The sequence below is a fragment of the Oscillibacter sp. MSJ-31 genome, assembly GCF_018918025.1.
GTDB lineage: Bacteria > Bacillota > Clostridia > Oscillospirales > Oscillospiraceae > Hominicoprocola.
In genome coordinates this window covers 182,171-195,957 of sequence record NZ_JAHLPT010000002.1, presented here as the reverse complement: position 1 = coordinate 195,957, position 13,787 = coordinate 182,171, and the positions used below count along the sequence as shown (strand labels likewise).

Annotated in this window: 8 protein-coding genes; all 8 read right to left on the bottom strand. The window is 43.3% G+C overall.

The window, feature by feature from the left end:
• Nucleotides 1-6 precede the first annotated feature (6 nt).
• Entirely contained in the window at nucleotides 7-396 is a 390-nt protein-coding gene (locus KQI17_RS02785; protein WP_216494710.1) for a (deoxy)nucleoside triphosphate pyrophosphohydrolase, read from the bottom strand.
• Nucleotides 397-408: 12 nt separating this feature from the next.
• On the bottom strand, nucleotides 409-3,552 hold the full coding sequence (locus tag KQI17_RS02780) for a DEAD/DEAH box helicase (RefSeq protein WP_216494709.1): 3,144 nt from the start codon (nucleotides 3,550-3,552) through the stop codon (nucleotides 409-411).
• 87 nt (nucleotides 3,553-3,639) lie between these two features.
• Nucleotides 3,640-5,883: a DEAD/DEAH box helicase family protein gene (locus tag KQI17_RS02775; protein ID WP_216494708.1), complete on the bottom strand. Its 2,244-nt coding sequence runs from the start codon at nucleotides 5,881-5,883 to the stop codon at nucleotides 3,640-3,642.
• A gap of 96 nt (nucleotides 5,884-5,979) precedes the next feature.
• The gene (locus KQI17_RS02770; protein WP_216494707.1) at nucleotides 5,980-9,078 is read right to left on the bottom strand and encodes a type I restriction endonuclease subunit R; all 3,099 of its coding nucleotides are present in this window, start codon (nucleotides 9,076-9,078) and stop codon (nucleotides 5,980-5,982) included.
• Nucleotides 9,079-9,080: 2 nt separating this feature from the next.
• The gene (locus KQI17_RS02765) at nucleotides 9,081-11,198 is read right to left on the bottom strand and encodes a DUF262 domain-containing protein (protein WP_216494706.1); all 2,118 of its coding nucleotides are present in this window, start codon (nucleotides 11,196-11,198) and stop codon (nucleotides 9,081-9,083) included.
• A gap of 37 nt (nucleotides 11,199-11,235) precedes the next feature.
• On the bottom strand, nucleotides 11,236-12,153 hold the full coding sequence (locus KQI17_RS02760) for a DUF4238 domain-containing protein (protein WP_216494705.1): 918 nt from the start codon (nucleotides 12,151-12,153) through the stop codon (nucleotides 11,236-11,238).
• On the bottom strand, nucleotides 12,146-13,420 hold the full coding sequence (locus tag KQI17_RS02755) for a restriction endonuclease subunit S (protein ID WP_216494704.1): 1,275 nt from the start codon (nucleotides 13,418-13,420) through the stop codon (nucleotides 12,146-12,148). Before KQI17_RS02755 ends, KQI17_RS02760 begins: the two co-directional genes overlap by 8 nt.
• The gene (locus KQI17_RS02750) at nucleotides 13,413-13,784 is read right to left on the bottom strand and encodes a hypothetical protein (RefSeq protein WP_216494703.1); all 372 of its coding nucleotides are present in this window, start codon (nucleotides 13,782-13,784) and stop codon (nucleotides 13,413-13,415) included. The genes KQI17_RS02755 and KQI17_RS02750 overlap by 8 nt, the downstream gene beginning before the upstream one ends.
• Nucleotides 13,785-13,787 lie beyond the last annotated feature (3 nt).

The following is a 13,787-nucleotide window of genomic DNA, read 5'->3' as shown; positions in this document are numbered from 1 at the left end:
TAGCTGTTATAGCAGGGTATTTTCAATTTTTGCAATTAAGCTTAGATCGGCAGGCAACCAAACCACAGTTCTTAGAGATGACTTTGTAAGCCAACGTGCGTCAGTTGCCTCCAGCAGGTCGAGGTTGCCAGAAACTAACTGACACCAGAAACAATCCATTGAAAGGTGAAATGTCGGGTAATCATATTCGATTGTGTCAATCAGTTCTCCCACGAGAATCTCGGAAGCTAACTCTTCCCGAATTTCTCGCTTTAATGCCTCTTGTGGGGTTTCTTCTGGTTCGATTTTTCCGCCGGGGAATTCCCATTGTCCTTTGTATTCACCATAGCCTCTGGCTGTTGCAAAGACCGCATTGCCTTCGCGAATAACTGCTGCCGCGACTCGAATTGTTTTCATATATTGCCTTTCTTAACCAACAACCAATTTATTTGTCTTACGAAGATACTTAGCGGGGATTGATTGATCTAGATGCCAAGTGATATTCATTGGCTTGCTGCCGGAATGCTTCACATAGGTTGCCGTACCAAGGTAGGTATATGGTGCAGCACCAATACTATCTTGCTTAAACTCTCGCACGAATAGTGCAATCTTGCTCCCAGCTTTTCGGTGATTGATATAGCGTTTACCTGTACTGGATGTTTCGGATGTCGTGCTTTGACTTTGCCAGTGGAACAAGCTTTCGTTGATGGAATAGTCATTGTACATTGTTGTTGGCGAATAGTCTTTATCAGACTTGTTGAGTGTAATAAAGAACACATCCACTTGCTTATCAGGGAGCCACTTTACACCTTCTCGGACATTACTTGGAGTCATGTAATCCATTGCGATTAGGATCTGGTCTCTCGTATAGGTACAATGCAAATCCAAAGGACAGTCAAATCCGAGGTTCACCGGCATATCGATAAAATCAATGCGCTCTAAATTGAGTTCCAGAAGATCTTTCAGTTCCTGCATCATAATTGGACTATTGGCAAGTAATTGCATGTTGGCTTTCGTCTCAGCAGAACCCCAGTTCGCTGCCTTTTGAAATAGTGTGATGTAGAACATTTGCATCATACGCTTCTCTGGATCCGAGAGTCCCTCGACGCTCTCGCAGGAAATATTTGATAAAGTCTCCAGTAGAAACTTGATCCAACGACGGGAGTCGATCGCAACCAATTTGCTAAATGCCTTCGTCAAAATGGCCTCAGCAGGCTCGTTGAAATCAGTTTCAACGCCAGCATCTACACAAAGACGAGAGAAAGAAAAATTCCCGTAGATCGACCGCGGATCCAGATGATAGTAATTTACAAAATTCTTCAGAGAAAGATCGAGCCCACTATCTTCGGTAAAGGTTTCGATACGTGCAACAAGACCTGCTCGGTCGCCAAAAGTTCTACGGATGTTTGCTAGGATAACTTCGGAAGCCTTCTTTTCGAGTTGAATGTAGCAACCTTTGGGCAACGATACAAAGCCTTTCTTGACTTCGTATTGCATGCTGTGATTATTGTGTGACAGAAGCGCTGCGAACTTTTCTTCAAAATTGTATTTTTTGTTTGCTTGGCCAATGAAGTCCAGTACTGTCAGGCACTCTTTTCCTTCAGAAAGACGTAAACCGCGTCCGAGCTGCTGAAGGAAAATAGTCAAAGATTCTGTCGGACGGAGGAAAAGAATGGTATCTACTTCAGGAATATCAATACCCTCATTGTACAGATCTACAACAAAAATAAACTTAATCTCGCCTGATGCCAAGCGACTCCTTGCATCACTTCTTTCGGCATCATCGGATAATCCAGTAAGTGACATGCAGGGTATGCCTTTTGAAAGGAAATACTCTTCCATGAATTTTGCGTGTTCTACCGATACACAGAAGCCAAGACCATGGACATTATTCATATCCGTAACATACCGATACAACGAGTTTACGATGTGACCAGCACGTTTTTCAGCAACTGCTCGGTTTAAGGAGAAGATATTACTTAGCTCATTTTTATCATATCCTCCGCGAGTCCACCGCACAGAGGATAGATCCACATCATCCGAAACACCAAAGTATTGGAATGGGCAGAGCAGCTTTCGTTCAATCGCTTCCGGAAGGCGGATTTCTGCCGCTATTCGCCCGTTAAAGTAGTCCAGAACATTTTTTCCATCCATTCGTTCTGGAGTTGCAGTCAAACCAAGCAGAATCCTAGGCTTAAAGTGGTTAAGAAGCCCCTGGTATGTAGGCGCAGCTGCATGGTGGAATTCATCTACAACAATAAAGTCGTAATAGTCCGCTGGAAGGAAATCAAATAGCCTTTGCGAGGACAATGTCTGTACAGAAATGAATAGATGGTCTAAGCTATCTGGCTTAAATTTTCCTACAAAGAGTTCTCCAAAATTCGGGTCTTTTAGAACGGCTCGAAAAACACTTTGACTTTGTTTCAGAATTTCCTCTCGGTGAACTACAAATAGCAGCCGAGGCTTTCCGTTATTAGATGTTTTGCAAAAGTGCCTATAATCAAACGCGGAAATCAAAGTCTTTCCAGTGCCGGTTGCGGCGACAACAAGATTCCGATAATAGCCTCTAACTTCACGCTCTGCTTGCAAACGATCTAAGATCTCTTGCTGATAGGGGTAAGGTTGAATATCAAATACGAACTGCATTTCGCTTGTGGGGTTCGCATTGCTATTCCTCAATAAAGCACATTCTAGCCTCTCCTTGCAGCCATCCTCATAGATTTCAAAACCAGGAGTGTTCCAATAGCTGTCGAAGGTTGCCTCCATCTTCTGAATGGTAGGGAGCATGTCCTTTGTCGTTAGCTTTACGTTCCACTCAAGACCGCTGGACATGGCAGGATTAGACAGGTTAGAAGAGCCTACATATGCTGTAGTAAATCCGGTTTCACGATAAAACATATATGCCTTTGCGTGGAGTCTAGTTCGCTTGGTATCGTAAGATATTCTGATTTCTGTATTGGGGAGCTTTTGTAGCTCTTCCACTGCCCTTACATCGGTTGCACCCATGTATGTTGTTGTGATAACACGAAGCTTGCCACCACGATCAACAAATCTGTGAAGGTCGTTAATGATGAGTCGGAGACCGCTCCACTTTACAAAGGAAACCAGCATATCAATTCGATCCGATGTAGCAATCTCTTTTTTTAGCTCAGCGAACATCTGCGGTTCGTGAATTGCTCCTGTGAATAGGCTGCTTTGAGCAATCGACGTCTCCGGGCGCGGAAGATCCTTAGCCTTTTTCTGACCGATACGCACCATAGGATCAGCACCTGACAAAATGGCTAAAAGCTGCTCGCCATCATCAGATACAGTGAGATTTTGAATATCCTCTTCGGCAGTTTCCTGTGAAATCAGTCCTACGATTTTATTAACCAATTCCAATTGGGCAGAGATATCGTCGCCGGCGATTCGGTCAAGCCCCTTGCGAACAACCTCTGATAAATACTGAGTTAGAACAGAAGCTGCCTCAGCTGAATCAATTTTCTCAATATGCTTTTCAGCATCGGAAAGGCTAGCTAGTTCTCTCTTTATTTCATTATTTACTACTTGTTCGTAAAGGCCTTGATTAAGCATGACATGAATCTCCTCAATATGTTATATGCCAATAACTTAAAGCTACGATAGCCATCTACACAAATAGAGAATGGCGGATAATATAGATCAAATATCTTCACCAAAATAACGACCTAATGCCGCATCGGAAAAGCTATTCAACTTTTTGATATCATCTTGAGTGAGCTTCTTAAAAATTTGGCGGTCAATTTGAATAGTCCCCAAGTATTTGGCGTGATGCATGAATCCCATATCTTCAAGACGTTTGAAGGGCATATTTAAGATAAGGCGTTCAACATCTTTTTCGGTGTAGCCACCTTTTGTAAAGATACATGCCTTCTTTTCTGCTGGAAGTCCACGCTCGATACGGTTTTCATAATAAGCAGTAAACGACTCAACCACATCCGACAGTCGAGAATCACCATCTCGGCTCATGTGCTCTAAGAAAGCTCGTATGAAAACTGGCTTATAAGAATAACTCATGATCATAGTTTGAGCCATATCCATGAACATGTCCTTCATAGTTGCTGGTGTGATCAACTTCCAGCCAAATTGCTTAGCGAATTCAGCGGGGCGCTCCTGGTTGAAGTAATAGAACTTTCTGTGCTCACTAAAAGGAACGACAAGATCAGGTGTAATTTTCCCCTCACGAATGTAGCGATCTATCGTTTCGCTTTGAGCACTGACTCGGCGAGTTAGCTCCATCTGGGAGAGCATATCTTTTGCTTGATCTTGCCAATTGAATAGATCGATAAGCTCATAGTCCAGGGCATGAACGGGGTAATCAATCAGTACATCGGGCTTCTCACCCTTTGAAAACATATCATTATCCCATTTGATATCGGCGTACTTTCCGAGAACGAGCCCACCTTCTCGATAGCCAGCGATGTTGAATAGCCGATGCATGGAATAGGGGCAGTTGAACATATTTGCGTTATCGACAAAGTCAAAGACCATCAAGAAATCTTTACCATCGCAACGGCGCATTCCTCTGCCAAGTTGCTGCATATAGATTGTCTTAGACATAGTGGGGCGTGCCATGAAAAGAACTTCGGTATGAGGGCTGTCCCATCCTTCATTGAGGAGGTCACATGCGCAGAGCACAGGGATCTTTCCTTGCTCATAGTCCTTCAGGATGGCGTTGCGCTTTGTCGGAGATGTACTTCCAGACACGCTTTGTGCATTGATACCATTGGCGCGGAATAATGCAGCAACTTCGTCTGCATGGGAGACGGAAGTGCAAAATACAACGGTAGATTTATCTTTGACATACTGAAGATATGTGTCAACGATTAGCTGGTTTCTTCCGGGAACCATGATTTTGCTTTCCAGATCAAGGTTGTTGTATTTGAACCCATTATATCTGACATCGCGGAGATCGATATTTGTCTTGATTCGAATACACCGAACAGGGGAGAGGATTCCTTTCTCAACCGCATCTTGAATATCGAGCTTGTGAGCAACATTCTGGAAAATATCAAGAATATCCTCACCATCTGCGCGTTCTGGTGTTGCTGTTAGACCAAGGGTAAAGCTGGGGTTAAAGAAACTCAAAATCTTTTTGTAGCTGTTAGCTGCCCCGTGGTGGCACTCATCCACAATGATGTACCCGAAATCATCGGGGTTGAACTTCTGGAGATTGTCAGCAATGCCCTGGACAGATCCGCAGATAACATAGGATTCCGTATCATGAGAATCGTCCACATATCGCCCGGCGGAAACTTCTGGCCATATTTTGCGGAATTGCTCGTATGCCTGAGTGACGAGTTCTTTGGTATGTGCTAAAAACAATACGCGCTTTCCAACAGCCTTGGCATCTGAAACTGCAGTGACTGTCTTACCAGTTCCGGTTGCCTCATACAGCAGCGCGATCGCTTTGCCCTCAGCTCTCATCTGGGATAGACTTGCCAAAGCATCTTCCTGATGTTCTTTTAATGCGAAGGTCGCTCCGGCTGGTATTGATGCGGTGTCGTCAATATATGAGAACTTTGGAGAGTAGCCCAAAAATGTGACAAGCTCATCTTTAATCCGCTCGGGCGTTTTATCGATTTGCCTTGATGTCCAGCGATATATTTTCCAGCCTTCGAACACAATGCTATTTTGCTTGAGCAGATCGTCGTGATATTTATCTTCAGATATTTTCGAAGGTTCATGCCAGGTGTTCCCATCGACCTCAATGGCAATGCGGCCTTCGCTACTGTTCATTGCAAAATCGATAGTCCGGTGGCCACCATAAATATCAAGAAATGGGTACTGCAGATAAACATACTGTGCTTTTTCGGGGCCGAAGACATCACAGAAGAGCTGGAGAAATTTCTCCTCAGATCCGCTGTTTCCTATATTAGAAGCCATCTTTGTTTGCAATGATATACACCTCGCTTGTTTTTCTTCCTTTGTGCCTGCAGTTAATATGTTTCTCGTTGAGCCGTGCTGCACTTTAATTGCTGTTTAATCTCGCCTAAGTGCTTTGTAAAGCTCCGCAGCCATTGCATCCTGAACCTTTTGGTAGAAGTCCGGGTCGTTAAATAGCTTAGTAAAGGACTCGTTGTTATCAAGAAAACACTGAGTTACGATGTCCTTAAATTTGTCAGGAAACAGAGAGTGAACAAACATTTCTGTGCTGTTATCCTTAGCGTATTTCTTGAATTTCTTGACCTCAGAGTCCTTCATGAACATTTGATAGATACCTTCGATAATAACACGATCACCGTCAGTAAAATCCCCACTGAATCGTTCATTTACTTTGTCGATAATGCTCTGCAGTGTGTCTTTTTTCTTGTCTGGAACCTTCAGTTCTATGCTGTGACTGGGTGTGAAAACCGGCGGTTTCTCATCGAGAACAATAGTGCCTTTGAATGTTTCGGTGAGATTGGCATACTCCAACTTAATTTTATCTTCGATATCTATAAATTCTTCTCCGCCAATTCGCGGAAGGAGTTTAATTAGGTGAAGATTATATTGGTATTCGTTAAAAAGGTCTTTGTCGTGGAGTCGAACAAGTTGCGTCACATACGCATAAGATCTGCAGAACTTTTTGATGTAGTCGCGGGCGGCAAAACGATCGTCTTCAGATAGCTCGTTATACCGAGCAATTACTGGTCGGAATAGGCTTGCCAGTCTCCCAAGAGCTGCGGCATCTCGACTTCTCTCGGCATGTGTGGCCATGAATTTGATGAGTGTTTCGATATCTTCGTAATTGTAGAGCATGAAGTCGCGAATTCTATTGCGGAGATCGTAGACACTATTGATATCAAAGCTCCCTTCTAAAACAGTGGCCTCGTAGTAGGGAAGAAAGGCGTTCTTGATGTCCTCTTCGGTATTTTCGAAGTCAAGCACAAAAGTGCTGTTTTTGCCGCGAGCTGTGCGATTAAGACGAGACAGCGTCTGTACAGCTGTGACATCTCGCAGCTTTTTATCCACATACATTGTGTGGAGTAAAGGCTCATCAAAGCCGGTCTGATATTTATTTGCTACGACTAAGATGTTGTATTGACTACTATGGAAGGCCTTTCGGAATTTCTTATCAGTTGTTATGTACTTGCCATTTTCGTCGGTATTCATTGAGGCTTCAGTGAAAGGCTTTTCAGAGGGATAGTCCTCAAGGGTAACTTCACCAGAGAAAGCAATCATTACATCAGTGCCGACACAGTCCGCCTGATGGTCAGTAATATAACGTTTAATTGCAAGGTAGTATCGAACAGCGTTTGCTCGGCTATCTGCAACAACCATGGCTTTTCCTTTGCCACCGATTTGATATCGGCAATTTTCGAGGAAATTTGTCATGATCATGTCGGTCTTTTGCGCAATGGTATAACCGTGCTGCTTATAGTACCGGAACAAAGCACGAGATGCTTTTCCCTCGATAAGCTCAGGATTATCTTCGGATACACGGATCAACTTGAATGCTTCCTTGATCGTTGTGTAGTTGGCAAGAACATCCAAAATATATCCTTCCTCAATAGCTTGACGCATGGAGTATACGTGGAAGGGGGCTTTAATAGGTTCGCCATCGGCGTTTGCCCCAATAATCGTGCCAAAGGTTTCTAACGTCTGACCCTTGGGTGTTGCAGTGAAGGCAAAGAACGATTGGTTTTCATGCTTGCCCTGCCCGATGACCGCATTGATGTACTCGTCAGTCAGATCGACTTCTTCCTCTTCAACCCCTGCTTCATCGGCATATTCTTTGACTGCTACACCGATATCAATCAGACTGCGGCGGAGTGCTTTTGCACTCTCACCATTTTGGCCTTGATGCGCCTCATCAATAATGATTGCAAATCTCCTACCACGGAACTTTTCCATGTCTTTGCGAGCAAAAAGAAATTTCTGAATTGTGCATATAATAATGCGCTTTTTATCATTGATAGCTTCTGCAAGACTACGAGAGTTTTTCTTGTCATCAATTGCCTCCACAAGGCCAACCTGATGCTCGAAGCCGTTAATGGTATCCTGTAATTGGCTATCCAGAACAACACGGTTAGTGACAACAATAACGGAGTCAAATAGGCCTTGGTTATCCTTGTTATGAGCGGAGGCTAGTCGATATGCAATCCAAGCGATGGAATTGGATTTTCCAGAGCCGGCAGAATGCTGAATTAGATAATTGTGCCCAACGCCGTTTTCTTTAACGTCGGCCATTATCTTCCGTACTACGTCGTATTGATGATATCTGGGGAAAATCATCTTTTCTTTTGTGACAGTTTTACTGACACCATTCTTGATAATTTCTTCTTTCTCCTTTGCCAAGGAGATGAAACGATGGATTAGATCCATAAGACTATCCCGCTGCAGAACTTCTTCCCATAGATAACTGGTGGCATGGCCGTTAGGATTATAGGGGTTTCCAGCACCGCCCGTCACACCTGCACCATTGGATCCTTGATTAAAAGGAAGAAAGTGAGTGGAACCGTCAGCAAGCTGAGTCGTCATCCATACTTCATATAGATCAACAGCAAAATAGACGAGAAAACGGTGGTTTAGACGGAATGCGAATTCCTTTGAGCTGCGGTCAGTCTTGAATTGATTGATGGCGCAGACATAGTCCTGCCCGGTGAGTTGGTTCTTTAGCTCTAATGCAACAACAGGGATTCCATTTACAGAAAGCACCATATCAATCGTGTTGGAATTCGCAGTTGAATAGCGGAACTGCCGAGTGCAGCCAAGAATATTTGCTTCGTAGCGTTCTGTTGCAAGCGGGTTCAGGTCTGACTCGGGTTGAAAATAGCAGACTTTTAGTTTACACCCCATATCCTCAATTCCATTACGAAGGACATGAAGGAGTCCTTGGTTGGATATGGTAGTTTCTAAGCGATGGTAGAGTTTGTCTGGAGCATTATCGCCATAGTATTTGATATATCTTGCCCATTCCTTCGGTTGGGTTTTGGCGATGAACTCGCAGAGAACATCCATGTAGATGCACTTTGCAACATCGTGCTGCCGGTTATGTACCCAGGTTCCATCTTCTGCTTGCCCATTGAATTGCTCATATCCATGAGAAATAAGATATTGCTCAATCTCAAATTCAAATCGCTTTTCGGAAGTGTCCATGATCAGACCTCCTCATCATTCCTTTTTGAAGATCTAGCGCTATAAACAAAGTCCTCTTCAAGATCAAGGTTGTAACATCTTAGAAGCTCTCTGATGAAGCAGATACAATCGTAGGCAGAGTAGCCTGTACTGATATAGATTCCACTACCTTTTCTGAATTCATGGGCTCCTTTGACCGCATTTTCATCATAAGAGAAGACGGGGTTCTGCCAGCCATTAAAGACTTCGTTATTTTTAGCCATACGCTCGATGATGCGACTATCATAGTCATAAAGATTAACCGCAACAGAACGCACCATGCCGGCGAAGCTATCTACATTTACACGCTCACCAAGGAGTTCATAGTAGTTGACTAATTTGTAAGTTGCATTTCTGGGGTCAGCAACTTTGTATTCATGATAGCGAGGATCGCTGAAGTCAATTTTGGTTTCTGGCGCGACGATAGGGAAAAGGCTCAAGATTATATTAGAGAGGCGAGCTGCACGAGCCTGTATTTTCGATTCATTCCACACATCTTGATCAAGAACATCCTTGTAGAGAATTGTGAAGTGAGTGGGAGTATCTGGCGTCTGAAGCTTTTCCTTTTTCTCATCAAAGGGTTTATCGCCAAGCTCGGCATTATATGCCGTCAGAGTCAGATTACCAAGGGTATGAAGATATCTGTCATGGACATATTCCCAATTGTTACCGAGCATTGTCTGCCAATTCTTTGAGAGATTCTTGTTCTGAGGCATAATGTGCTCGATAGTCGGTGCGCTTGTTTCAACCTTTTCCTTGCCCTGGTTTTCGATTGCCACAAGCAGGAATTTACAGAGGGCGTTTTTCCGATAAAGGTTCCTTTCTTTCAAAGCAAGAACGAAATCGTCATCAGTAGGAATCGCATCCTTCGAAGTTAATTGCAATAGGAAAGAAACGATTGCATCATAGTAGTACAATTTGTTCTCTTCACGGTTGAAGACGCGCGAATACAGAGTTTTATATAAACCGCGCAGGGAGTTAGATCCGACTTCGCAGATGAGTCTGCGGATACTGTAATTCAATAGCAAGTGCAGAACTTTTGCAAGCTCAGGCTTGTCGATTTTGTCAGCTTCATAATCGTCAAAGACATGGAAAAGGAACAGGTAAACCGTGGTCTGATTCAACTTGCGTAGGCCATCCAAGGCACAGTTGATCTCACTACCCAAATCCTCGTAGCCATAGCAAAAGATGTGGTACTGTTCTGCATAATGCTTGAGCTCGCTGAGCATGGATTCGTTGGTATAGTGATTGGAATGGAACAGACTTTTGAAGTTTTCGTATGCATCTTTCTCCCGAGCGAAGCCATCAATCTTCATATTGAGATAGTCGAGGAAGAATGCAGACATCTGTTCCTTAGACAGCATTTGCTCAATTTGAAGCCAATAGTCTTCGTATAGCCTGTCCTGATCTACTTCAGTCATCAGGACAAAGTTGCGTATCTTATCAGCAAGACTCAGAGGGACGCCGGTAGAGTTGATGCGCTCGAATATCTCCTGTTCCTTACCTTTCTCTTCTTCCTCAAGCTTTATCGTGGCGCAGGTCAGATGCTCAATGCCATCATAGATCCTCTCGATGCTGAGATCGGGGTTATCTACAAGTGCTTTCCTGATTAACTTGCAAAACAGATCATAGTTCTGATAAATCCCGCTGGATTTGTCCATTTTATCCGCATGGTTTTCCATCAGGAGCATGAGCTGTTGGTTGTCGCTTTTGATTGGCTTGAGTTTCAGCTTACTGGAGTCATCGATATTGTACTTCTTGAACTTATCCTGATTGAACATCAGGGAGAGTAAAATATCCTTATCTTTGTCGGTTTCAGCAACGTCAATTAAGGCTTTGAGAAGGATATAGATGGTGGTTAGTCTTTGCTGTCCATCGATAATAACATAGTAGTCGATCTTGTTTTCGGTCTTGAGCAGTTCATAGACAACTGAGCCGGTAAAGTGGTAACGATCAAGCTTGTGCGCTTGCAAGATGTCTTCAAACAGCTTTTCGCACTGTTCGGCAGACCACTCGTAATTCCGTTGGTAGACAGGAATTGAGTATTGTCTCAAATTTTTGTCAATGAAGTCATTGATGAAACTGCCTTTATCAATCTTCATGTCAAAACCTCACTCTTTTTACGCCAGAATAGCGGACTTAATTGCGCTTTTTGATTTTGTCAAACAGGGGTTGCGGAATGAACGAATGGTGATATGACTGTTCAACAATTCTTGCGTTCCTGGTTACAACATAATTGCTTTCGTTAAGTAGCTTCTTTCGCCCATCAAGATCATCGAAGGCAAGCCGAAAAAATCCTGCCTTCGGATAGTTTGCAATTGCGATTGTAGGAGTTAGTGGGTAAAAGATGCAGGTGGTAGGGGTACCAAGTCCATTTCGGAATACGCCGACTTCCTTTCGGCCTATTCCTTCAACCAAAACTGGATTATCACTGGTGACGAATGGGAGATTGCTGCGCTGCATATTAACCAGTACAACCCAGAGCCGCTCTTGAAGCAGGCGGCAGTATTTATCAAAATTTTCGGGGGAAAAGGCAAGATTAAACAACTGCTCTTTTTGCCACTGTGCATCCAAATTTAGATTCTTAATTATCTCACCATATTGACTTTTTAACTCCGTTGGTAAGATGGAAAGAGCCTCTTCTTTTACTTGGCGTTCAACCTCTGGATAGATGCCTTTTACATATTCGACCGCGCTGGGAATGCGCATGATTTGTGCGATGATTACTTTGGAAAGAACCTCTTTTGCATGCTTGGTTAAGACAACTTCGTTATTACGGGATAGGGTGGCTGCTGCAATAATGCTGTCCATCTCTGCGCCACATAAGGAATCGATTTCAGAGGCGAAAAAATGCTCCCAGTATTTTGGATCATCTTTATCACGCACATCATAGAAGTTCCTGATATAGCCAACATTAGAAGTTGATTCGGAGAAGAAATGCAGGGATCGATTTGAACAAAAGCGTACACCAATGATGTTTTTTCCATCGACCTCTGACGCGAAACGATCCAGATATCGTTTAGGGACGATGTGTTGATTAACAAAAGCCTTAGCCATTGACAACTTCTTTCTTGCCCGTCACATACTCATAAATGAGGGACTTTTTGTACTGTTCCAGCTTTTCGATTTTGGCTTGTTTGATGGCAATAAGGCGTTCGATTTTGGCGCATTTGGCGTCGAGATAGTTTGCAATTTGAACTTGCTCACCTAAGGTAGGAACACATAGCGAAACTTTGACAAAGTTACTGTATCGTAAGTCCTGACCATCTCTGATGTAATTACAAGTCCTCTGCAACGCTGTAATATACATCGTAGACTTAAACAACCACTTGTAGTAGTAAGGGTGCAGCTCTTTCCTCGCTCGCAAAACAATATAATGCCACGTCGCACAGCCAGTTACTTCACTCATTTCGAGACCGCCCTGAAAGCTTCGCAAGCTGATAACAAAATCAAAAGGTTCAATGTGTTTCCAGTTTTCTAATCCTTTATCTGCAAGGACAATGCGAGCATTTTCTCTGCGCATATACTCTTCCTGAGAAATCATGCCGTACTTTTGGCTTGCAGTTAATTGAACGTCATTATCTCTTCGGCGTTCATCGGAATTTGCAAAAAGAAATTTTGATGGCATAATAGACCAATGCGCTGGAATCTCTCCAATCCACTCCACTCCGCTGTCTTTCATGGGTGCAGTAGGGTCAAGCCCCTTGGTAACGACCTCAGTAATCAGGGACTGCTTATAGGCTTTTAGCTTCTTAATTTGGGCTTCTTGATTGGCAATGAGAGAATCCACTTTTTCGGTTTGATGCTCGATTGCCTCAACGATAAGCATTTGTTCATGCTCGGGCGGAAACGGAATCATCAATGTTCCTATATCAAAAGCATTCAAAGCACTTCGCACACCATTACCGCCAAGACTGTTAAAGACGCAATTGTAATACATGCTCAACAAGTAGTAGTAAATATACTTGTTGAACTGGTTTTTGTTTTTTGCTTGAAAACGAATATATGCAGGAGACACTAAACCGGTGTAAGGGGATAAACCAACGCGGCTGGTGCTAATGTTCTGAAGGTCAATCATTTTAAAGATGAAATCATTTTCACGAAGTATTTGATAACCATCAAAAGCTTTGGGTTGAAGCCCCTCAGAATCGTCTTTAGGACGCTTAATTACACCACCGAGTGTAAGTGCTAATCTTTCATACTCTGTCGAAGATTCGCCGGCAATTTCTTTAGTTGGTTTGTATTTATCCTTGAATCTAATCATATTCCATGGTGCCGGAATATCTTCTATCCACTCGACTCCACTGTATTTCATCTCACGCATTCTGCGTACCACCTTTCATATTGCGGTAACCAATAAACCCAATAATTCCGAGCGCAAGCAAACCGCCGAGTGCTATGAGAACTGCAATCCAATGAGCTGCACAGAATTGCCAAACTCGAATTGTACCGTATGCGATGGTCCACATAATTAAAAACGCAATGAGTCGAATTAGCCAATGGAAGAAGCTGCCGCCGATACTAGTTGAAATATCGCCCGCGTCATACATATTGCCGACAACTCTGAAGGCAATAACATGTGCGAGTTCTCCAAGAGCAAACAGAATCAGCCACTCTTTCCAAGCAGCGATAGGCAGTCCAAGGGGATCGGTAAGTTTATCGAATATAAAACTGAAAAGTTCTCTCACTTT

What these genes read in the sequence shown, in the direction of transcription:
- KQI17_RS02755 (WP_216494704.1), bottom strand. Translation starts at nt 13,420, where the DNA reads ATGCGTGAGATGAAATACAGTGGAGTCGAGTGGATAGAAGATATTCCG.
- KQI17_RS02770 (WP_216494707.1), bottom strand. Translation starts at nt 9,078, where the DNA reads ATGGACACTTCCGAAAAGCGATTTGAATTTGAGATTGAGCAATATCTT.
- KQI17_RS02765 (WP_216494706.1), bottom strand. Translation starts at nt 11,198, where the DNA reads ATGAAGATTGATAAAGGCAGTTTCATCAATGACTTCATTGACAAAAAT.
- KQI17_RS02785 (WP_216494710.1), bottom strand. Translation starts at nt 396, where the DNA reads ATGAAAACAATTCGAGTCGCGGCAGCAGTTATTCGCGAAGGCAATGCG.
- KQI17_RS02760 (WP_216494705.1), bottom strand. Translation starts at nt 12,153, where the DNA reads ATGGCTAAGGCTTTTGTTAATCAACACATCGTCCCTAAACGATATCTG.
- KQI17_RS02775 (WP_216494708.1), bottom strand. Translation starts at nt 5,883, where the DNA reads ATGGCTTCTAATATAGGAAACAGCGGATCTGAGGAGAAATTTCTCCAG.
- KQI17_RS02780 (WP_216494709.1), bottom strand. Translation starts at nt 3,552, where the DNA reads ATGCTTAATCAAGGCCTTTACGAACAAGTAGTAAATAATGAAATAAAG.